Origin of the sequence: Protofrankia sp. CiP1_Cm_nod2 (assembly GCF_920664355.1) — a bacterium.
GTDB lineage: Bacteria > Actinomycetota > Actinomycetes > Frankiales > Frankiaceae > Protofrankia.
Window position 1 is genome coordinate 1 of sequence record NZ_CAKKTL010000040.1, and the last position, 20,524, is coordinate 20,524.

The 20,524-nt window shown below is 69.0% G+C and carries 25 protein-coding genes and 3 pseudogenes; 7 read left to right on the top strand and 21 right to left on the bottom strand.

Annotation, left to right across the window (positions count from 1 at the left end):
* The 7 genes and pseudogenes from NBW84_RS06630 to NBW84_RS06660 all read right to left on the bottom strand — a co-directional run.
* Positions 1-357 (bottom strand): ATP-binding cassette domain-containing protein (locus NBW84_RS06630; protein WP_250282683.1); only part of this gene is annotated, 357 nt, incomplete at its 3' end.
* A 335-nt stretch (positions 358-692) separates the two neighbouring features.
* Positions 693-1,082: a type II toxin-antitoxin system VapC family toxin gene (locus NBW84_RS06635; protein WP_250282685.1), complete on the bottom strand. Its 390-nt coding sequence runs from the start codon at positions 1,080-1,082 to the stop codon at positions 693-695.
* The gene (locus tag NBW84_RS06640; protein WP_250282687.1) at positions 1,079-1,366 is read right to left on the bottom strand and encodes a type II toxin-antitoxin system Phd/YefM family antitoxin; all 288 of its coding nucleotides are present in this window, start codon (positions 1,364-1,366) and stop codon (positions 1,079-1,081) included. The genes NBW84_RS06635 and NBW84_RS06640 overlap by 4 nt, the downstream gene beginning before the upstream one ends.
* A gap of 101 nt (positions 1,367-1,467) precedes the next feature.
* Positions 1,468-1,608, bottom strand: a pseudogene (locus NBW84_RS06645) (SUMF1/EgtB/PvdO family nonheme iron enzyme); the annotation flags it as partial.
* A gap of 89 nt (positions 1,609-1,697) precedes the next feature.
* Positions 1,698-2,654 carry a WD40 repeat domain-containing protein gene (locus NBW84_RS06650; protein WP_250282689.1) on the bottom strand — a complete coding sequence of 319 codons (957 nt, stop codon included), beginning with the start codon at positions 2,652-2,654 and terminating at the stop codon, positions 1,698-1,700.
* Positions 2,639-4,006, bottom strand: coding sequence for a protein kinase domain-containing protein (locus NBW84_RS06655; RefSeq protein ID WP_250282691.1), 1,368 nt, complete (start codon positions 4,004-4,006; stop codon positions 2,639-2,641). The genes NBW84_RS06650 and NBW84_RS06655 overlap by 16 nt, the downstream gene beginning before the upstream one ends.
* Before the next feature lie 3 nt (positions 4,007-4,009).
* The gene (locus NBW84_RS06660; RefSeq protein ID WP_250282695.1) at positions 4,010-4,408 is read right to left on the bottom strand and encodes a hypothetical protein; all 399 of its coding nucleotides are present in this window, start codon (positions 4,406-4,408) and stop codon (positions 4,010-4,012) included.
* A gap of 99 nt (positions 4,409-4,507) precedes the next feature.
* Here NBW84_RS06660 and NBW84_RS06665 point away from each other — a divergent pair, with 99 nt between their 5' ends.
* Both NBW84_RS06665 and NBW84_RS06670 read left to right on the top strand, forming a co-directional pair.
* On the top strand, positions 4,508-5,533 hold the full coding sequence (locus tag NBW84_RS06665) for an ATP-binding protein (RefSeq protein WP_250282697.1): 1,026 nt from the start codon (positions 4,508-4,510) through the stop codon (positions 5,531-5,533).
* A 106-nt stretch (positions 5,534-5,639) separates the two neighbouring features.
* Positions 5,640-6,296 (top strand): response regulator, encoded by a 657-nt coding sequence (locus NBW84_RS06670; RefSeq protein WP_250282698.1) that lies wholly within the window; start codon positions 5,640-5,642, stop codon positions 6,294-6,296.
* A gap of 329 nt (positions 6,297-6,625) precedes the next feature.
* On the opposite strand, the gene NBW84_RS06675 is transcribed toward NBW84_RS06670, so the two are convergent.
* A complete protein-coding gene (locus tag NBW84_RS06675) occupies positions 6,626-7,609 on the bottom strand; it encodes an Rpn family recombination-promoting nuclease/putative transposase (protein ID WP_250282701.1) in 984 nt (327 codons plus the stop codon).
* A gap of 634 nt (positions 7,610-8,243) precedes the next feature.
* Here NBW84_RS06675 and NBW84_RS06680 point away from each other — a divergent pair.
* Positions 8,244-8,525, top strand: a complete 282-nt coding sequence (locus tag NBW84_RS06680; protein WP_250282702.1) for a hypothetical protein — start codon at positions 8,244-8,246, stop codon at positions 8,523-8,525.
* Positions 8,526-8,576: 51 nt separating this feature from the next.
* Here NBW84_RS06680 and NBW84_RS06685 read toward each other — a convergent pair whose 3' ends face one another.
* The 12 genes and pseudogenes from NBW84_RS06685 to NBW84_RS06735 all read right to left on the bottom strand — a co-directional run.
* Positions 8,577-9,101 carry a MerR family transcriptional regulator gene (locus tag NBW84_RS06685; protein WP_250282705.1) on the bottom strand — a complete coding sequence of 175 codons (525 nt, stop codon included), beginning with the start codon at positions 9,099-9,101 and terminating at the stop codon, positions 8,577-8,579.
* 106 nt (positions 9,102-9,207) lie between these two features.
* Entirely contained in the window at positions 9,208-10,263 is a 1,056-nt protein-coding gene (locus NBW84_RS06690) for an NADP-dependent oxidoreductase (protein WP_250282707.1), read from the bottom strand.
* Positions 10,264-10,487: 224 nt separating this feature from the next.
* Positions 10,488-11,168, bottom strand: a complete 681-nt coding sequence (locus NBW84_RS06695) for a formylglycine-generating enzyme family protein (RefSeq protein WP_250282709.1) — start codon at positions 11,166-11,168, stop codon at positions 10,488-10,490.
* 88 nt (positions 11,169-11,256) lie between these two features.
* Positions 11,257-12,738: an AAA family ATPase gene (locus NBW84_RS06700; RefSeq protein ID WP_445548444.1), complete on the bottom strand. Its 1,482-nt coding sequence runs from the start codon at positions 12,736-12,738 to the stop codon at positions 11,257-11,259.
* Between the two features lie 57 nt (positions 12,739-12,795).
* Positions 12,796-13,035, bottom strand: coding sequence for a hypothetical protein (locus NBW84_RS06705; RefSeq protein WP_250282714.1), 240 nt, complete (start codon positions 13,033-13,035; stop codon positions 12,796-12,798).
* Positions 13,036-13,267: 232 nt separating this feature from the next.
* Positions 13,268-14,413: a Fic family protein gene (locus tag NBW84_RS06710; protein ID WP_250291769.1), complete on the bottom strand. Its 1,146-nt coding sequence runs from the start codon at positions 14,411-14,413 to the stop codon at positions 13,268-13,270.
* A 313-nt stretch (positions 14,414-14,726) separates the two neighbouring features.
* Positions 14,727-15,296 carry an HAD-IA family hydrolase gene (locus NBW84_RS06715; protein WP_250282719.1) on the bottom strand — a complete coding sequence of 190 codons (570 nt, stop codon included), beginning with the start codon at positions 15,294-15,296 and terminating at the stop codon, positions 14,727-14,729.
* Positions 15,297-15,447: 151 nt separating this feature from the next.
* Positions 15,448-15,643, bottom strand: a pseudogene (locus NBW84_RS24120) (flavodoxin); the annotation flags it as partial.
* A 128-nt stretch (positions 15,644-15,771) separates the two neighbouring features.
* On the bottom strand, positions 15,772-16,194 hold the full coding sequence (gene hepT, locus NBW84_RS06720) for a type VII toxin-antitoxin system HepT family RNase toxin (protein WP_250282722.1): 423 nt from the start codon (positions 16,192-16,194) through the stop codon (positions 15,772-15,774).
* A gap of 3 nt (positions 16,195-16,197) precedes the next feature.
* On the bottom strand, positions 16,198-16,590 hold the full coding sequence (locus tag NBW84_RS06725) for a nucleotidyltransferase domain-containing protein (protein ID WP_250282724.1): 393 nt from the start codon (positions 16,588-16,590) through the stop codon (positions 16,198-16,200).
* A gap of 180 nt (positions 16,591-16,770) precedes the next feature.
* Positions 16,771-17,235: a flavodoxin family protein gene (locus NBW84_RS06730; protein ID WP_250282726.1), complete on the bottom strand. Its 465-nt coding sequence runs from the start codon at positions 17,233-17,235 to the stop codon at positions 16,771-16,773.
* A gap of 277 nt (positions 17,236-17,512) precedes the next feature.
* Positions 17,513-17,749 (bottom strand): annotated as a pseudogene (locus NBW84_RS06735) (NADPH-dependent oxidoreductase); the annotation flags it as partial.
* Positions 17,750-17,923: 174 nt separating this feature from the next.
* Between NBW84_RS06735 and NBW84_RS06740 the strand changes: the two are divergent.
* A complete protein-coding gene (locus tag NBW84_RS06740; protein ID WP_445548654.1) occupies positions 17,924-19,141 on the top strand; it encodes a cysteine desulfurase-like protein in 1,218 nt (405 codons plus the stop codon).
* Positions 19,142-19,210: 69 nt separating this feature from the next.
* Here NBW84_RS06740 and NBW84_RS06745 read toward each other — a convergent pair whose 3' ends face one another.
* Entirely contained in the window at positions 19,211-19,435 is a 225-nt protein-coding gene (locus tag NBW84_RS06745) for a flavodoxin (protein ID WP_250282732.1), read from the bottom strand.
* 124 nt (positions 19,436-19,559) lie between these two features.
* Between NBW84_RS06745 and NBW84_RS06750 the strand changes: the two genes are divergently transcribed.
* The 3 genes from NBW84_RS06750 to NBW84_RS06760 all read left to right on the top strand — a co-directional run bounded on the left by NBW84_RS06750 (position 19,560) and on the right by NBW84_RS06760 (position 20,427).
* Positions 19,560-19,847 carry a type II toxin-antitoxin system Phd/YefM family antitoxin gene (locus NBW84_RS06750; protein ID WP_250282735.1) on the top strand — a complete coding sequence of 96 codons (288 nt, stop codon included), beginning with the start codon at positions 19,560-19,562 and terminating at the stop codon, positions 19,845-19,847.
* Positions 19,837-20,124 (top strand): type II toxin-antitoxin system RelE family toxin, encoded by a 288-nt coding sequence (locus NBW84_RS06755; RefSeq protein ID WP_250282737.1) that lies wholly within the window; start codon positions 19,837-19,839, stop codon positions 20,122-20,124. The genes NBW84_RS06750 and NBW84_RS06755 overlap by 11 nt, the downstream gene beginning before the upstream one ends.
* 153 nt (positions 20,125-20,277) lie before the next feature.
* On the top strand, positions 20,278-20,427 hold the full coding sequence (locus tag NBW84_RS06760; protein ID WP_250282738.1) for a hypothetical protein: 150 nt from the start codon (positions 20,278-20,280) through the stop codon (positions 20,425-20,427).
* The last annotated feature ends 97 nt before the right edge of the window (positions 20,428-20,524 follow it).

Genomic DNA, 20,524 nt, shown 5'->3' on the forward strand with positions numbered 1-20,524 from the left:
GGTGTCGGCCGCGCCCGGCCCGTCGTCGGTCAGCGCCCGGGTGGCCGCGTCCATCCGGCGGGTCGCCTCGGCGACACCGGTCCGCCGGGCGAGAAAGTGCAGCACGACCTCGCCCAGACGCCGCTGCGGCTCCTGCGCGAGATAGCCCACGGACGCGTTCGACGGCGCCAGCCGGACGCTGCCGGCCGCCGGCGCGTCGAGCCCGGCGAGGATCCGCAGCAGGCTGGACTTGCCGGCCCCGTTCGGCCCGACCAGCCCGACCCGCTCCGCCGGCCCGACGACCAGGTCAAGATCGTCGAACAGGTTCCGGCCACCGCGAGCAGCCGCAACCTCCTTGGCAACAAGCGTCGCGCTCATCCCACCGACCACCTCCCAGGCATCATCCAACCAGTGCCAGGAGAGACCCCTCGATCCGTGGACGGCGGACGGAGGCCCGGACGAATCGCGGGACTGACGACGAGCCGCGACGCCTTCGTTCCGGCAGGCCCACAGAGCATGCTCGATGACGTCGAGGGCGGAGCACACCACAGATCGGCCCGACGCTCCAACGCGGCCGGGGCGGTTCACCGATCGGCTGTAGGCGCGGAGACACCCTTGCCCGAGCTATTCGCCGCCTCGGCCTGGGACTGCTCCGCCGGCGGCGCTGGACGAGCCGACACAACCCGGCTCGCCGTAGCAGCACTGCCGCGGGCTCAGACAGGCACCGCGACGTTCAGGCGTTCCTGAACGGCAGCGGCAGAAAGACGTTTGTCGTAGCTGACGAAGACCAGCGACGGCGCATCGAGCCGCAGCGCCGTCGCGAGATGAAGAGCGTCCAGCGAACGCAGCAAAGGATCTGTCAGGGCCGCGGCTGCGACGATGACCGGCTGGTCGATGGGCACGAGCGTGACGCGAGACAGGACATCAGGCACCTGGGGAAGCGCGGCGGGATCGCTGCGGCGCAGTGCGCGGGTCACCTCCAGCACGGCGAGCGCGGATGACACCGAGACGCCCGGCCGGGCGGCCAGCCAGGATCGCAGCGCGTGTGTTTCCTGCTCCGGATGGACCAGCTTCACAAGCGCACTGGAATCCAAATAGATCACGGAGATTCCTCGCGCAGTTCAGCGACCACGTCCGTGGAGTCGCGCCCGTCCCAGGCACCGGTGGGAGCCGGCTCGGGGAGATCAGCCAGGCTCGCCGTGGGGACGACGACACGCCCCTCCACAACAAGTTGATCCAGGTAGTCGCTACCAGTCTGGGTCAGCTCCGGTACCAGTCTTGCCCATGGCCGCCCGTTGCGAGTGATGATGATCGACTCCCCCGCGTGAGCGCGATCGACCCAGGTACCCACGGCATGGCTGAGATCCCGCATACTGACGGTAGTCATACCATGAGTCTAACAGGTGTTAGACAGCCGGTCTGATCATAGCGGTGCCGCCTGGATCGCGGCGGTGGCCGGGCAAGAGCCCCAGCCGCGCGACACGTGCGTCAGCGGAGAACGGACCGCGCGACGCGAAACCCCACGTCGTCGACCTGGAAGTTCGGATGGCCGCGGCGGCGTACGGACGCCCGGCAGCTCCAGTGCTGGTCGAACCACCCTCCGCCACGTAGCACCCGCCCGTAGCAACGCTTGGCTTGTGGTCGAGTTCGCGAGCCCGATATGGGCCGCCGACGCTCTGCCATGACCGGTCCGCAGGGGCGGTGGCGTGGCCATCGCTTCACACCACCGCCCACAGGCTCACGGTTCCGTCCCTTCCGGCGACGGCGATGTTCTTTCCGTTGGGGGAGAACACGACGCACTCCACCCCGGCATTGTGGCTGGTCTCGACGTAGCGGACCGGCTCCACCGGGTTCGCTACATCCCACACCGTCAGCTTGACCCGAGGATCCTCGACGGAGGTGACGGCGACGGCCAGGTTCAAGGAATCCGGCGAGAACGCAAGCGAGTGGATATAGTAGCCCTTTCTCGTGTAGTCGTTTGTCGCGACCCGGGCTGGTCGGCGCGGTTCTTCTACGTCCCATATCTCGAAACCGAGGAGAGTTCCGACCGCCAGCATGCGCCCGTTTGGCGAGAAGGTCAGCTTGGGCTTGAAGATGTCGTCGAGGCGAAGGCCGGAGGGGAGGGTGGCTATCCGGGGTGCCCGACCGGCGGTTGACGTGTCCCACAGCGCGAGGAGGCCGTCATGGCTGGACGCCAGCATGCCCAGGTCAGGAGTGAAAGCGAGCCCGCCGATCGCCTTCGTGACGTCCAGCGTGGCTGTGGGTGCGGGCACGGGGGGATCCGCCACCAGGTCGAGCACCGCCACCTTGAATCCTCCGGCCATCGCCAGGGAGCTATCGTCCCGGGAGACCGCCAGCGACGACGGCGACGGAAGATCGGTGGATAGGATTTCCCAGGTGGATGTTGAGTTCGTGAAATCCCAGCGGACCGCTCGCCTGCCGCTGGTGAAAAGCCTCGGCTGGTGTGCTGAGAACACGATCGTGCTCACGTCGTCGACCTGTTCGGAAATCGTCTTGACACGAGTAGGGAGACTCGGGTCCGACAGGGACCAGAGAATCACGGTGTCATCCGCGCCCGCAGTCGCGATAACCGTGCTGTCGGGCGAGAAGCTCGCCGTCAGCACCCGTCCGTCGTGGCCTGCGAGGGTGGCGAGGTGCTTCAGCTTGGCGGGCACCGGGCTGGGCGTCGCGAGTGCCGTCGAGCTACGCGGAGACAGGGTTGGTATGACGTTGCGCGGCTTTGGGCTGTTGGGCCGGCTGTCGGGCCGGGTGACCACGACGGCAGAGGCCGCGGGAACCGCCGCGAGGAGCAGCGCGACAGCGGCGATCCAGGGGCGACGCGGGAATCTCCGTTGGCGGCTGGCCGGTGCGGTGAGTGGCCGGGACAGGGCCGCGAACGGCCGGCCGCGGCGCCGTGCGGCGGGTCCGGGCGGCGGGTCCGGCGACCAGCCGGGTGATTGTGGTGATCGTGGAGGTGACTGCGCCATACCTGTGGCCACGGTCGGGAACGGCGCCGCGTCGGGAGGGACAGTCGGGGGAGCCTGCGAGGCCGGCAGTGACAGGGGAACCGGTGGGTCCAGTGGTGCCGGGTGGCGCGGTAGCAATAACGGTACGTGCAGAGCTGCGAGCGGGGGTATGGCCTGGCCTTCGGCGGCCTCGCGGACCTCGGTACTGAGACGGGGCTGGATGCTGGTCCGGGAGAGCCAGCCTGGCCGAAGGCTGGCGGTGGCCGCGTGGGCGAAACTGGCCGCGAAGTAATGGGCGCTGGGGTGGCGCTGGGCCGGGTCCTTCGCCAGTGCGCGCATGACGACATCCGCCACGGCGTCTGGCACACGCCGGCCGGCCGGGCGGGCATGACGTTCAGATGCTGGTGGTAGAGCGCGTGGAGGGGCAGTTTTGGGTCGAACGGTGGCGCTCCGGTCAGCAGCTCGTAGAGGACGACGGCGAGGGCGTAGATGTCGGTGGCTGGTTCGAGCCGGCCGCCGATGATCTGTTCGGGGGCCATGTACTTCGGGGTTCCGGCCACCATGCTGGCGGTCGCCGCCGATCCCTTGAAAATCTTTGCGATTCCGAAGCCGGTGACTTTCAGCAGGCTGTTCGCGTCGAACAGGATGTTGTCCAGCTTGACGTCGCGCTGTAGCACCCCCAGGGCATGCGCGCAGGTCAGGGCCTCGGCGACGGCCAGCCCCACCGCGCAGGAGTCCTCCAGGGAAAGGCCCGTTCCGCGCCGACGGGTCAGAGTCCCGCCGGCCAGCAGCTCCATGATGATCAGACAGAGGCCGTCATGCTCGATGTAGTCGTAGACCCGGACGACGTGTGGGTGGTCCATAGTGGCCAGCAGCCGGGCCTCTGCTTCGAAGCCGGCCTCGGCGCCTTCGTGGGCCGCGGCGAGGATCTTGACCGCTACCTCGCGGTCCAGGCGGCGGTGCCGGCCAGCGAGCACCAGGCCGAAGTTTCCGGCGCCGAGTTCGGCACCCAGCTCGTAGACGGGTAGCGCGGCTGTCACCCGCGCGCGGTCGATCAGCATCGGTCAGGCCCGTTCGCCGGCCTGGACGTCGTGGATTACGCTGCCCTCTCGGTTGTAGGTGACGATGAGAAGCGTCCGACCGGAGCCGAAATCCGCCCACGGCAGCGTGCTCGTGGTCGCCTGCACCACCTTGACCGGCTGACCGAGCTTGGCGACGACCGCGGCATGGGAGTCACTCCACTGGAGGCCGCGCGGAAGGTCCCCCTGGTAGGCGCGGGTTCCGCCGATGCCTGGGCCATACATCTTGACCTGATGGATCCGGCCGCTGTCCCTGTAGAACAGGATGGTCCCGGCCAGTCTGCACTGGCGCTGGGAACCGTAGAGCTCGCACCCGTTCTCGGTCGAGTACCTGACGATCAGCGGATCGTTGACCGACCTGCCGAGCAGTTCCGTGTAGCTCACCCCGCCGGACTGGCCGGACTCCGAGTTGAAGGACTGACCGGAGCCGGACTGACCAGACGCCGAGTCGGAGCCCGGGCCGGGCCGCGGGCGATCCGACTCGTGGGAGGGACCGCAGCCAACGGCCGCGAGCGGTGGCAGCGCCGTCTGGCTGTCGCCTCCGCCGGCTCGCTGGCGGTCCTGGTTGCGACGACGGACCTGTTCCCCAGCTCCTATGATGACGTCATCCCCGACGGCGAGTCGCCGCTGCGGCTCCCGGACTGGCTGTACCTACCGCCGTTCGCCGTGGCCACGGTCGTCTTCGTGGTGTCGTTGGTAGCCATCTGGGCGCACACTGCCGTCCGTCTGGCGCGGGCGGCCGGCGCGGAACGGGCGCAGCTCGCCTGGCTGGCCGCCGCGGTCGTGCCGGTGTTCGGCGGCACCTTCTTCCTCGGCCGTGCCCAGCTCGCGCTGCTCAGCTGCCTGCTACCGGTGGCGATCGCGGTCGGCGTCTTCCGGCACAACCTGTTCGGCATCCAGGTCGTGCTGCGCCGCACCCTGGTCTACGCCGTGCTGACCGCCGCTGTCAGCGGGACCTACCTGGCGGTGACCGCCGCCGGCGGCACGGGGCTCGGCGGCGGCGGGCTGCCCGGTGTCCTCGCGGCGGCGCTGGTGGCCGTCGGGCTCACCCCGGCTCGGAACCGGCTGCAGCACCTCGTCGACCGGTTCGTCTACGGGGACCGGCGCGACCCGATGCAGGCCGTCGCCCGGCTGGGCGACAGTGTCGCGGCGACCGACGAGCCGGAGCTGCTCCGCGCGGTCGTGGAGGGCGTCCTGCGGCCCGGCGCGCTCGACGAGGCCGGCCTCGTCGAGGCGCTGCGGCGACACGCGGGCACCCTGGCCGCGCGGCTGCCGGTCAGGGTCGAAATAACTGGCGAACTACCGCGGCTGCCCACGGATGTGGAGAACGCGGCCTACCTGATAGCAGTCGAAGCACTGACCAACGTGGTCCGCCACGCCGACGCCGGCGCCGCGACAGTCCGGCTCACGGTCGACAGCGGGGCCGAAGCGCTCATCCTGGCCGTCCAGGACAACGGCCGAGGAATCACCGGGGCACCGCGACCGGTAGGTGTCGGATCGAGAGCATGACGCAACGCGCCACGAACCTCCGTGGAACGCTGGCATTCATCGATGCCCAGCCCGGGACCATCGTCCTGGCCACACTCCCGCTGGCGGGCCAGCCACGGAGGGCAGCATGACCACACCACGGGCCGAGCGGCCGATCCGGGTCGTCATCGCGGACGACCACCCCATGTACCGGTTCGGGCTCGGCGCGGCGCTGGAGGCCACCGACGAGGTCGAGGTCGTCGGCGACGCCGCCGACGGGCAGGAGCTCCTGGAAGCCGTCGCCCGGCACACGCCGGATGTCGTCCTCACTGATCTCACCATGCCCAAGATGGACGGGACCGAAGCCGCCCGCCAGATCGGCGAGCGCTTCCCGTCCGTCGCCGTCCTCATCCTGACCATGCACGCCGACGACAACGCCCTTCAGGCCGCGCTCGATGCCGGCGCGCTCGGCTACCTGCTCAAGAGCGCCGACCGCGACGACATCGTGCAGGCGGTACGGTCGGTCGCCCGTGGCCACGCCTTCTTCGGCGACGGGATGGCCCGCCGGCTGATCGGACTACGCGAAGCCACCAGACCCAACCTTCCCTTCCCACAGCTGAGCGCCCGCGAACGCGAAGTGCTTACACTCGCCGCGGCAGGAGACGGCAACCGGCAGATCGCCGGCAAGCTGTTCCTCGCCGAGAAGACCGTGCGCAACCACATCTCGCAGATCCTGGTCAAACTGGCGGTTCCGGACCGGACCGCCGCCATCATCAAGGCCCGCGACGCCGGCCTCGGCCGCTGACGCCGACGGCCGGCGGCGGGCTCTCGCACGCCCGTCGGCCGCGTCATCGCCCTGTCCGGCCCACGAGGAAACGGTCGAACAGGTTCCGGCCACCGCGAGCAGCCGCAACCTCCTTGGCAACAGGCGTCGCGCTCATCCCACCGACCATCTTCCAGCGCTTCCCAGCGTCAGCGAGCCGACGTCAGCCGGCCGAGGCCGAACGGAACGACGCCGCGGTGCCGCGAGGTCACGGACACACCGACGAACCCCTCGGCCCGTGGGCGGAGGATGGGGATCTCCACACAGATCACCAGATCGACGGGCAGGGCTCGCCGTGGCGTGGCAGCCGGTCAGCGGAGGAGCTGGTCGAGGGTGTCAGCGGTCAGGACGCGGGCGGTCCAGGTCTGGAGCTGGTCGGCGGAGGCGTTGCGCACGGTGGTGAGCACGGCCTCGGGAAGCGGGCCGAACTTGAGGGTCAGCTGCTGGACAAGCGTCTCGACGCGGCCTTCCTGACGGCCTTCCTGACGGCCCTCCTGACGGCCCTCGGCACGAAGCATCTCTGCGATGGTCATGTAGGTCTCCTCCGCCTCCGGACCAAGAGCGACGATCAGATCATGCAACTGGTCACGGGCGTCCGCCTCGCCGACCAGCTCAATGTAACGCAGCAGAGCGGCGAACTCCTCCCTGCCGTCAGGGCCCTCGAGAACCGCGCGCAGTTCGTCCACCCACGGCCAAAGGTCCAGACCCAGCCGGGGATTGCCAGGGGCGATCTTGAGAAGGAGCAGGGTGAGCCGCACCGAATGGGTCAGCGGCCGCTCCCGCAGCACCCGCTCGTCGACGCGAACCAGATCGTCAAGGAGGAACTGGAACCGGGGCAGGTGCTCCCCCCAGGCGTCGGTGAGCTCCGGGTCCAGGTCGACCAGGTCAAGCACCTGAACCGGGGCGGTCCATGCATGCTCGTTGTGGTGCACGACCAGCGGGACCACCACCGGCAACCGAACCGCTCCGGGATGATCGGCCAGATAACGATCCCAGACACGCACGACGTAGCGCAGCATCCGGAACGCCATGAGCGGATCGTTACTGCTCTGATGCTCGATGAGAACGTAGATGAACGCCTCACGACCGTCGAGCGGAGCGGTGAACAGCAGGTCAGTATGCCGCCACCGCAGCGTGGCATCGACCAGACTGCCAGGAACAAGGACCAGCCGATCGAGGTCAAGCCGCTCGACGAGAGCCGACGGCAACGTCGCACGCAGCTGCGACGCCGCGTTCGACGGCGCACCGAGGATCCGGCGAAACACCGCGTCATGCGGCGAGGACGAACTCGACATAGCGGCACCGTACAGACGCGCACCGACATCTAATTCCGGTAGCGGGATCTCGGTGCCGTTCCACCTCCGCCACCCCGACCTGACGGCCCTCCCGATGCCTCGACGACTCACACGGGGAACGATGGAAAGACAGGCCAACCGCCGCCGACACGAGGCAACCATGTAGGCCGCACGTTGCCGAAACGAGGCCTCGGATGAATCACAGGGCTGAACCGCTGGTCTCCCACGTGGGCACGGCCATCCCGGGTAGCCGCGGCACGACCAAGATTCCGCACACTCACAGTAACCACAGTCGAGATCCAACAAGCGCTGGACACACCGCGCATGCGGAACGACCGGACCGCTGGGAGCAGGCGGGTCCGTATGGATGGGAGCCCCAGCACATATCACCCGAGGACCTGCGGTTCGATGGACTGGCCCGTGAGCTCGCCTCTCGCCCTGTGTCCGCGGGTTTACGCGACGCCATCACACATTCACACATACCCCTGTCGTGGGCGATGTGATACTCGACATCACCGAGGCCCTCTGGCTGACGGTGTGCTTCGAGGCCAGCGCATGGACACGTAGCCCCTCGCCACACAGGCCCGGGAAAGAGCACCGGATCAGCCCCGTCATCTAAACCGCCCGCCAGGAAATGGACGTCACCGGCAGGAAGTGGCGAGCGAAACCGGGTGTCGACGCCCCGTTGGAGGAGTTCAGGAGGCTCGGTTACGAGTACTGGAAACAAATAGACGATCATCATGCCACCGGTGACCCGAAGGAGCGGATGCCTCGCGGGAGAAAAGACGTCCGGGATGACCTGAAAGATGTAACGAAAAGCCTCAAAGCCATTGGCGTCCCGGGGTACTACATAATGAGTAATCGCGGCCGCCTTACCCGCGGCGATGGCGAACGGATTATGGCCGAGGTCTCATGAATTTCGGCAGGATACGGCGGCGCGCTGGCAGCGGACGGCCAGCAATCCTTATCACCTGACGTTTTCCGGTGTGGTACGTACCAGGTCGGTTGTGAGCGTGGGCATGTTCGTCTCGGCCACGGCGACCACGCCATCCCCCTCGTTCACCAACGTCATCGCTGCCGATACCGAAGAACTGCCGTCCACATTAGCCATCGTATCGTCATCCATGCTGTTCACCGTCAGTTCGGGGAGGCGGCTCGCCAGGCGGTTGCGGAGCTGGGTCAGGGCGGCAATGCGTTCGTCGAGTGAGGCGAGGCGGCGAGCGGCGACCGCCAGCGCGTCCTCGCACATCGGCGCCGGACGGAAACGGGCCGGCAGCGGGCGGTCGAGAAAACCCAGGAAGGAACAGGTGTCCCGGACGGTGAACCCGCTCGCGAGCAGCTTGCGGATGTTGTCGACCCGGGTGACGTCCGCGCTGCCGTAGAGCCGGTAGCCGCTGGGGGCACGCCGTGGGCTGAGCAGCCCCTGCTCCTCGTAGTACCGCAGCGTGCGCGTGGTCGTACCGGCCGCGCGGGCCAGTTCACCGATCCGCATGGTTCTCACCTCTCCCCCACGCCGGCCCCACGCCGGCCCCACGCCGGCCCCGACACTTCTCCGACGTCTCCCCGAGGCTTCCCCGGGTAACGGTAGCCGGGCGGGTCTACCGCGACAGCCGGACGACGACCTTGCCGGTGTACGCGCCACCCAGCATGTCGACGAAGGCCCGCGGGGCGTTCTCCAGGCTGTCGACGACGGTCTCGTCGAGGTGGAGGCGTCCCTGCCGGAGCCACTCGGCGACCTCGGCCCGGGCCTGGTCCGTCCGGCTCAGGTGGTCACTGGTGAGGAATCCCCGCAGTCTGAGCCGCTTGGCGATCGCGAGGACCAGGTTCGACGGCCCGGCCGCGCCGGCACCGCCGTTCTGCGACGCGAGCGCTCCGCACAGCGCGATCCGGCCGTGCGGGTTCATCACCTCGATCGCAGCCTCGAGCTGCGGGCCGCCGGTGTTGTCGAAGTACACGTCGACGCCGCCGGGAGCGGCCTGCCGGAGCCGGTCGGCGAGCTGGCCGTCGTGGTGGTCGAACGCGGCGTCGAAACCGAGTTCCTCGACCAGGTGGGCGGCCTTGGCCGGCGAGCCGGCGCTGCCGACGACCCGGCCGGCACCCTTCAGCCGGGCGATCTGGCCGGCAAGGCCGCCCACCGCGCCGGCGGCTCCCGAGACGAAGACGGTGTCCCCGGCGGTCAGCCCGGCAACGTCGACCAGCCCGGCCCACGCCGTCAGATACGGCGCGAGATGCGCGGACAGCGTCGGGAAGACCCGGCCGTCGACCCGGCGGAACCGCGCCGCGTCGGCGACCGCGTACTCGCGCCACCCCATGCCATGGTGAACCAGATCGCCGACGGCGAGATCCGGACTGGCGCTGAGAACGACCTCCCCGACGGCGTCCCCGTCCATCACCGCGCCCACCGCGTACAGCGGAATCGGCACACCGACGTCACTCATCCGTAGCCGCGCTCCCGCGTCCAGGGACAGGAACAGATTGCGCACGAGCACCTGCCCCGCCGACGGCGGCGGGACCGTCGTCCTCACGAGAGCGAAGTCAGCGGGAGTGGGCGTCCCAACGGGACGGGCGGCCAGGTGCACCTGCCAACCAACGCTGTCCCCGGCGAGAGCCGGCGGCTGGTCCGAAACAACGGAGGACGACTGGAATCCGGTCATGTCGCCGGACGCTAAACCCTGACGCGGACGTGAAGGTCAACCCTTTCCGCCAGTCTCCATCATGTGGCCGCACCCGGGATAACTCCGGCCACGCCACTCATCCAGCGCGCGCCCGGGCCACAGCGCTGGCGACGCTGACCGGGGCGATACGACTCGGATCGCTGTGACGGCGCTGCCCGCAGACCCCGGCGGGGCGTCCGGCGATCGAGGCAAAGACGCGTGCGTCAGCGGGGAACGGACCGCGCGACGCGGAACCCCACGTCGTCGACCTGGAAGTTCGGATGGCCGCGGCGGCGCACGGACGCCCGGCAGCTCCAGTGCTGGTCGAACCACCCTCCGCCACGCAACACCCGGTATGTGCCGTAGACCTCGATGTCGTAGATGTCCCAGCACCAGTCCCAGACGTTACCCAGCATGTCGTACAGGCCCCACGGGTTGGACTGTCTGCCACCCACTTCGTGGATGCGCTCGTCCGAGTTGGCGCGGTACCAGGCGATGTCGTCGAGCGGACCATACCGTGGGCCTGTGGTGCCGGCACGACAGGCGTGTTCCCACTCGGCCTCGGTCGGCAGCCGGTACCCGTCCGCCGAGAGATCCCATTCGACATCCTCGCTGCCAGCACGGATGTCGTACGCGGGGGCCAGCCCCTCGTGTTGTGACATCGCATTGCAGAACCGGACGGCGTCCCACCAGGAAACGCTCTCGACGGGCAGCCGGTCCCCCCGGGCGGCGCCGGGCCGCTCACCGGTGACCTGTGCGTACCGCGCCTGGGTGACCGGAAACGCGGCGAGATGGTATGGCGCGAGCTCGACGGACCACCGCCGCCGCGTTCGCCGGTCCGACAGCGTCACCCGCCCGGCCGGGACAGCGATCATCGCGTCTTCCACGTCCGCCTTCACGGCCATGATCCTAATGAGTTCGTCGCAACGACGGACCGTGCCGGTGACACACAGACGGAGAGGCGAGGGCGAGCGCGGCGAGGGAAGGCGCCCGTCAGATCGGCTCGTAAAGGTCTGCCGGGCCGACGAGCAGGATGTCCGGTGACTGGCCGGCGGCCGCGACCAGTTGTTCACTGAAACCCGCCACGCTGAAACAGGCGAGTCGCGCGGTGGCCGCACCCGGGCGGTCCTGGGCGCTGAGCAGTTCCCGGATTCTCCTGAGCCGTTCCAGGTAGGCGAGGCCCATGGTGTCGCCCCACTTGGCCTCACCGATCATCAGGAGACGTTCCTGGTCGTCGTCATAGCCGAAGGCGACGACGTCGAGTTGATGGCTGGTGGGGGCGGACGGGTCGTTGACGACGCCCGTGGCAACCCGGCTGACGAGACCTCCACCGAATCGTTCCGGCGCGGCGTGGTGCGCGGTCCAGGATCGGCACACCCGCTCGAAGTGCGGCCCGAGGACGTTGCCGACGAAACGGCGCTGGCCGATCTTCCAGAGTTGGGCGAGCCGGCGGGTACCGCGTGCGTGCTCAAGATCGGACCACATGGGTCGCATCACGGCGTGGTAGAAGGTCACCAGCGGCTCGGCGATGCGGAACTGCGTGCGGTTGTCGCGGAACGCGTCCGGCTCCCGAGTGATCAGTCCACAGTCGGCCAGGACGGTGAGCGGATGGGCGAGATCCCCCGACTTCCGTCCGAGGTAGGACGCGATCCCGCCACGTGACGCGTTGCCCTCGGCGATCGCGGCGAGAACCGAGTGGTAGAGCGCGGTATCACGCAGGTCCGGCTCGTCGGCGAGCAGGTAGCGGCCCTCGCGGAAGAGTGCGCTGGTCGGCGAGAGCACGGTACGGGTTACCCAGGCGTCGAAGTCGTCGGGGCCGGCTGGAGTGTCATCGCGGGCGAACTCGCGGCGGTAGGCCGGGGTGCCGCCGACGATCGCGTGGACCTTCAGCGCGGTCACGGGGTCGTCGACGCCCCAGAACCGGGCCGCGAGCTGGTGGTCGAGCGTCGCGACGACGAGTTCGAGACCGGCCCGGCCACGCAGCGGTGCACCGCCCGCGAGCAGGCCGCCCATGAACGACATCGCGGACCCACAGAGCAACAGGCGCGTGCGGCTCTCGTCGCGCTGCGAGCGCCGCGGCGCCAGCACATTCTGGATGATCGACGGCAGCCGCGGGTTCGCCCGGACAAGGTACGGGAACTCGTCGATCACCACCGGCATGGCACGCTCGCGGCCCAGTTCGAGCAGGGCGTCGAACACGGGGTACCAGTCATCGAACATCAGCGGCGCCGGCGCGCCCACCCGATCGGCCAACGCACTACCGATCCGGCGCAACGACTCGCCGTCCGTGGCCTCGTCCGCCCCGAAGAAGAACCCACCGGTGGCCTCGCACAGCGCGCGGAGCAGGAACGTCTTGCCCTGCCGACGCCGGCCGGACACAACCCCCAGTGTCGCGCCGATCGCGTCGTCCGTCGCGAACCGTGTCAGCGCGTCCCACTCGAACTCCCGGTCGAACATGTCCACCGGACGCTCCAGCGTAACCAATCAGCCACTCCCCATCGATTCTCGTAAGCACAGTTATCATAACCGTACTTATGAGAGCCGGGCCTTCGAGACACGGCTGCGAACACGATCGCTGATCTCCTGGCGGCGCAGCGTGCGCTCGACCGTTCGGGCGGTCGTCCGACCGCTCCAGGCGTGGAGGGCACCGAACGGGTGGGCGCCGGCGGACGTGTCCTCCTGGATCGGCAGGTTCGACCATGACGCTATGTTGGCCAGGACGGCACGAACCTCCTCGCACTCGAAGCGCTCCATGATCACCTGCTCGGGCAAGCTGAGGAACACATGCGCGGAGCCGCGGGTGACACGACGGCTCCCTGGGGTGGGGCGGGATCGCCTGTTGAGGGTGTGCTTGACCCGCCGGAGAGCGGCGGCGCTGTGAGTCGCCAGCTCGCTGCCCTTCCCATAGCAGGGTCGGCCCCCGGTCTGGTTGACGCTCGGGGTCTGCGGTGATCAGGCCGCGGCCGAGCCAGCACCCTGATCATCAGGGATACGGGCCAGGGAATCAGTCGACGCCGTAGGGGTCGCGAAGCGGCTGGGCGGTGATCGCGACGCGGACGGAGCGCTCGGCCTGGGCGGCGGGGCCGGCGGCGAGGTAGCGCTGCGTGCGGCCATGGCCGGCCTCCTCGATCAGGCCGGCGGCCCTGAGCCCCTGCAGGTCGCGGATCGCCTGGTCGCGGGTCAGCCCTTCGTCGCGCATGTAGGTGGCGCGGCGCGCGCCCTCCGGCCGGGTCGCCGCGTAGAGGGCGGCGACGGTGCGCTCGCCGAGCCCGGCGGCCGCTACCTGGTCGGCCAGCACTTTCCAGATTTCGGCCGCGATGTCGAGGCGGCGTTGGACCAGCTGGGCCTGCAGGTGGTGGGCGCGCAGGCAGAAGCGCAGCCAGCCGTGCGCGTCGCGCTCCGGCTGGAAGCTCCCGCCCTGCGCATCTCCAAGCGCCGCGTAGTACATCGCGGTGTTGTGGGGGGACGATCCGAGCCACTCCTCGATGCTGGAGAACTCCGGCGCGAGGATCAGCTGCCGGGCGAGCACCAGTGTGTGTAGACAGCGAGCCATCCGCCCGTTGCCGTCACGCCATGGGTGGATGCTGACCAGGTTCAGATGTGCCATCGCGGCCCGGACGAAGACCGGGGCATCCTGGTCCCCGTTCTGGAGCCACTGGCACAGCTCGTCCATGAGCTCCGGCACGCGCTCGGCATCCGGCCCGGTGTAGAGCGGCGGGTTGTCCGGCGCGCCGGACACCCAGATCGGCCCTGCTCTGTACCGGCCGGGCGACCTGTCAAGGTCACCGCGAAGCATCATGAAGTGCAGTGCCGACAGCAGTATCGGGTGGAACGCGAAGACCTCGAACCGGGCGGCCTGGAGCACGTAGGTCAACGCTTCCGCGTAGCCGGTGACCGCGGCACGGGTCTGCGCGTCGTGTGCCGTCGGCATCTCCTCGCCAGCCGCCACCGCCTCGGCGTCCGCCACGTCGACGGTGTAGCCCTCGATCGTGTTCGAACCCCGGATCGCGCCCGCGATCAGGCTGCGCCGCAGCTGCCCCAGCCAACGGCGCGGCTCGACGACCTGGTGGCGCAGCTCGCCGCGGAACCGCTCGAGCTCGGCCAGCACGCGCTCGTCGGCCGCGTCGACCTCCGGCACACGAAACAACATGCGACAACGCTACGCGCCTCGTCGCATCGATGAGCGATGGGAGGCGTTGCCGGCAGACGTTCCACTGTCGGGGGCAGCCGGCTCCGCCGCGCCGGTCCGATGCTCGGATGTCGAGGGTTTGCTAAACTTCGCGCTGTGGACGAGTGGGGGTCCGCGTCATTTTCGTCGTCCAGGCCCTCGGATGCCGGATCCAGATCACCGCCGTCTTCGGCGACGACCTGTACATCCTGCGCAGCACCGACACCCCCGCCGCGTGAAAATCGACGAACCGCACCCAACTCATCACCTGGAGCAGGCGGCCTGGCGCAGACCATCAGATCGCCAGGCATGCCTCGACGTCCGCGATCGCCTGCGCGGTGGCACGGAAGAGAACCGGCTGCCAACCGGCCGCGCGAGCGCCCTCGACGGCCGCAGGGGTGTCGTCCAGAAAGACCATGTCGCCTGGAGCGGCTCCCAGCCGCTCGCACGTCAATGCGTACACCCGCGGATCCGGCTTGGCAAACCCGACCTCGTGGGAGTACACGATCACATCGGTGACGTCTGCGAAGCCATAGCGTTCCTGCTCACGCTCGCGCGCACCGACGAAACTGTTACTCAGAATTCCAGTGCGAAATCGCGGCCGGAGCCCCCGGAACCATGCGAACAGTTCGACGTTCAACGTCCCCAGGTATTCCTCCCACACGAGAGTCCAGAAGCTGGTCAGCTGGTCCTCGGGGACACTCAACCGTGTGCGGGCCGCGGCGATCACCTCAGCCTCTGACATCGTCCCCACCGAGCCCGCGAGGAGAACGTCATGCAGGCGCTCGAGAACAATGCCCGCCGCCAGCCCCGCCTCCTGCTCCCATCGCCGCACCCATCCCGTCGGCGGCGTCACCTCCAGCACACCCCCGATGTCAAGAACAACGCACCGCGTACCCATTCGTCGGGTTCCTTTCCAGTGTCGGCACCAGCACCAGTGGCCATCGACGGCCGTCGCGTCGTCTCGCAAAGACGAACAGCCGTCCTTCCCTGACGATCTTCCTGGCCCGTCCAGATCACACGGGCATCAGACCGGCCGCGACCGTCGCCCCGAGTTCCCAACAGGCCGCGCAGGCGTTTCCATTTCAGACCGGTCGTGATGGTTTCGACACCGCGGCCGGCGCCGGTCATGTCGCTGCCGCCATGGACGTGGAGTGCGTACGGCCGGCCGATAGTCGCCTCAGGGCACGGATAGTAGATCTGGTCGCAGAAGCGCCCGGAACTCGGGTGCATCAGCTAGCTACATTACGTGACAATGAGGTTGGCCTCCACGTCCAGCGGAACCCGGTTGTCCTGTGCCGTCGTCAGGGGTCGGACCGCGATCGCGCACGGGCCCCCGGCTACGCCCCGGCGACAGACACGTACGCCGCTATTTCCCGGACGAATTCGTCAAGATCATCAAGGGCGTTCAGCCGAGCAACGACGATCTCATCGTTGACGTCGATGTAGTCGTGGACGAGGACGTTTCTGAAGCCGACAGCCTTGCGGAGCGACAGCGCGAGCGCAGAGGCCAGCGCTCCATGGACGCCAAGGAGACGGACCGCATCGCCGTTGTCCGCCGGCGGTCCCCAGCCCTGCGTCGCACAGATATGCTGCGCGACGTCGACGCAGGCCTCGATCGCCGTCACGAAGGTGTACTTCACCCCGCGCAGCCAGATCGGGTCCGCGCGGCGCTCATCGCTGGCATCCGACTCGCGGCGGAGCACGGACAGGTCGTCGGTGATCGCGCGGAGCAGGCGTAGCACCCGGGCCTCGTCGACCACCTGCTATGCGCTCCGGTCCAGAAGAGCTGCGGCGAACTCGCGGTGCGCCCGAGTGATCCGCGGGAGTTCGTCGAAGTAGATCTTTCTGGTCATCGCCTCCCAGCGCACCCGCGCGGCCCGGTCGTCCTCGAAGAGCAGCCGCCCGCCGGCCGCGACCCTGCCCGCGAGCTCGAGCGGCGCGTTGTCGAGGACAAGGAGGTCGACGCCGGGTGGCAGGAGTATGTCGAAGGAGTCCGGAGGCCGCGGCCCGCCGAAGTAGGCGGCGATATCGATGTCCGATTCCGCCCGCTGGCACCCGACGGCGCGGCTGCCGTGCAGATAGGCGAACTGGGCGCCTGCCTGACGCAGCACGGCGACAGCGTCACGCGTCGCGATGCCAACGAGCGTCTCGTCCATGCCCCGATCCTCGCAGACACGACAACCGCGCGGCACTCGGTTTCGCCCGCGTCGCCGGTCCGCACCGGGCGGGCGACGGCGTCGTGGACGATCAGGAGGATGGGCGTCTCGACGATGCGATGGCTTCGGTCGATGCCGTGTGCCGCCCTGGATCTACCACAGTACGTCGGTTGGCTCACATCAGTCGAACATCAGTGATGCGGCCGCGGTGGCTCCGAGTTCCCGGCACGCCTCTCGGCCCACGGCGTCTACCTCGCCGACGATCGACAGCGGCTCGCGCAGGCGCTTCCACCTCAACCCGGTCGCGATAGCCTCGACCCCGCGGATCGCTCCGGTCGTGTCGCTGTTGCCATGGACGTAGAGGGCGTACGGGCGACCAACCGTTGCTTCCAAGATCGGATAGTAGATCTGGTCGAAGAAGTGTTTGAGCGCGCCGGACATGTAGCCGATGTTCGCCGGCGTGCCGAGGAGGTAGCCGTCGGCGGCGAGCACGTCGACAGCCGTCGCCGCCAAGGCCGGCTTGACGACGACATCGACGCCCTCGATCGCCTCGTCTCGGCTACCGGCCAGCACCGCTTCCAACATCACTTGCATGGTCGGCGAGGGCGTGTGGTGAACGGTCAGCAGGGTCGGCATCGCGACCATGCTATGGCCCTCGGCAGCCGCCAGGTGGCCACCATGCCGGTCGCCTCGTGGTCATGACCTACCGCGCGCCCGGTTGGCAGGTGGTGGCACAGGGGCGGGACCACACGTCGCCACACCCGACCAACCTGCCCACACCACCCACCACACGACCCCCTTCAGCTCCTTCAGCGGAACGAGTGTGTAAGTGGCTGCTGTGGCAGCCACTTGTTTCCTCATTACCATGATCTTCTTCTTCGCTTCGGACGGGCAGGGGCTTCGCCACGCCGAGTGATCGCGGTCAGCCGGGATGGGGTGTCTCGGCGCGTGCCTTCTGAAGTGCGGCCGCCCACCAGGCAAGCTGGCTGAACATCGTCTTGGCGTAACCGGGTGCGTCCGGGCCGGTCGGCCGGCCGGCGTCCCAGGTCACGAAATAGTTCGGGAATTCCAGACCGTCACGGATGGTCACCGCGTGCGGCTCGGTGAGGACGTTCTCCAGGTGCAGGACCGTGTGCCGGCCGCCCGCCGCGCCCCCGTGACGCCTCGTCCATCGGCCCCGTGACCGGCACGGCTCCGCCGGCCCTCCTCCTGAGGTCCTGATCACCCGCGGTCCCGTGCCGATACGGACGGCCCGACGGTGACGAACGGTGCTGGCAGGCTTGGGGTGGTGACCGAGCCCCACACCGTCCCAGACGCCGCTACCGCTTACGGCATCGCCGCCTACGACGTCGCCGCGGTCCGCAGCCGCTTCCCGTCACTCGCCGCTGGCGCCGCCCACTTCGACGGGCCGGGGGGCTCGCAAACTCCCGATGTCGTGGCGCGGGCGGTCCACGACACGCTCATCCGCCCGCTGGCCAACCGTGGCACCGTGACGCTCGCCGAGCGCAACGCCGAGGACGCAGTCGTCGCCTGCCGTACCGCCCTCGCCGACTTCCTCGGCGTCGAGCCGGACGGCGTGATCTTCGGTCGTAGTATGACGCAGAACACGATGGACCTCGCCCGCACGATCGCGAAACGGTGGGGTCCGGCCGACGAGGTGGTCGTCACACGGCTCGACCACGACGGCAACGTCCGGCCCTGGGTGATCGCCGCGCGGGCGGTCGGGGCGACGGTCCGGTTCGCCGACTTCGACCCCGAGACCGGCGAGCTCGAGCCGGACCAGATCGAGCGTGTCCTCTCCCCCGCCACGCGGCTGGTCGCGGTCACGGCGGCCTCCAACCTGATCGGCACCATGCCCGACATCGCCGCGATCAGCCAGCTGGCCCACACCGTCGGAGCCTGGCTGCACGTCGACGCTGTGCACTACTCGGCGCACGCGGCGATCGACGTACCGGCCCTCGGCGCCGACTTCTACGCCTGTTCCCCCTACAAGTTCCTCGGCCCCCACTGCGGCGTCACCTACGGCAGGCCCGATCTCCTCGAGCGGCTTTCCCCCGACAAGCTGTGGCCCGCGACCGATGCCGTGCCCGAGCGGTTCGAGCTCGGCACCCTCCCCTACGAGCTGATGGCCGGCACGACGGCAGCCATCGACTTCCTTGCCGACCTGGCGCCCAGCGCGGCCGGCGCAGGCGCGGACCGGCGCGGAAGGCTCCTCGCTTCGATGGCGGCGCTTCAGGCTCGCGAGGACGTCCTACGCGAACGGATCGAGACGGGGCTGCGCCAGCTGCCCGGGGTCACGCTCTGGTCACGAGCGGTCCGCCGCACGCCAACCCTCCTCACGACCTTCGATGGCCATGACCCGCAGGACATCCGGGCTTTCCTCGGCGAGCGCGGGATCAACGCCCCCGCTGGCTCCTTCTACGCCTACGAGGCCTCCCATCGGCTCGGCCTCGGTGACGCCGGCGGTCTGCGGCTCGGGCTGGCGCCGTACAACGACGACAACGACATCGACCGGCTGCTTTCGGCGCTGAGGGAATACTTCGGCCGCTGAGCGGATCGTGCACGAACCTCAGGGACCGCATGCCGCGGTGTCGCGTCGGCGGACGGGCGTCAGCCTTCGTCAGGCTGGCAGCGGCTGTGGCCCGAGCTCCCGGCAGGCCTCGTGCCCGGCGGCGTCCACCTCGCCGATCACGGCCAGCGGGTCAAGCAACCGCTTCCATCTCAGGCCGGTCGTGATGGTCTCGACGCCGCGGACGGCACCGGTAGTGTCGCTGCCGCCGTGGACGTGGGGTGCGCCGGACCGGCCGACGGTCGCCTCGAGGTACGGGTGGCAGATCTCTCGCACGCGAGCGGTCGACCGGCGGGTGAGCCGCTCCGCCCGGCGCTGGGCAGGCCGCCGCTCCCGGTCCGCGCCTCGGCCTCGATCACGAGATCGACAGCGGACGGCCGAAAGACTAGAATTCTGGTCTATGCAGACGCTGCCTCTCTCGGACGTCAAGGCCCGGCTGTCAGAGATCGCCGACGAGGTCGACCGCACACACGAACGTGTCCACATCACCCGCAACGGCCGCGAGTACGTCGTCCTGATGTCGGCCGAAGATCTGGCGTCCATGGAGGCAACACTGGAACTCCTCTCCGATCCAGCGGCCGTGGCCAGGATCAGAGCGGCGGACGAGGCCGTCGCCGCCGGTGACGTGACAACCGGCGCGGAAATAGCCGCGATCATGCGGCGACGACACGAGCAGCGTGAAGGCTGACGGCGCAGGGCCGCCCTACCGGCTGGTCCTCTCGCCCGGCGCTCGCCGCGCCCTGAGCCAACATCTGCCGGAGGCGGCGGCCTTCGCGGCGTGGGAGCTCATCTCCGGTCCGCTGCTGGATCGTCCACGCGTCGTCGGAAGCCCCCTGCGCAAGCCCTTCGAGGGGCTGTGGCGGGCGCGACGGGGTGAGTACCGTGTCCGCTACCGGATCGACGACGGCACTCGGGAGATACAGGTCCTCGACATCGACCACTGCCGCGGCGCATACCGTCCCTGACATCCCAGCGGCATTTCCTCACGGTGCGCACCACAAAGTCGCGTACGCCGCACGGTCACACCACGTGTCGCATGGGGCTCGCCGCCGCTGTCGATCGGAGGCCCTGTCCAACGCCCTCCCGATCCTCGTCGAGTGCGACGAGGACGCTGTCTGGTGCGCGCATGCGCAGCTGCGTCCAGGTGTGGGTGCCCATACGAGGGGGCCACCGGGCAGGACGGGTTGGACGACCTGCGCGAGACGCTCGTCGGCCTGATCGAGGAGCTCGGGATTCCCCGGGAGGTGTCCGTCACCGCGGCGGCCTGATGCCGCCGATCGTCCTTGAACCGTACAGGCCCGTCGTGGCGGGCTGCTGGTCAGTCGAGGAGCTGATCGAGCGTGTCAGCGGTCAGGACCCGGGCGG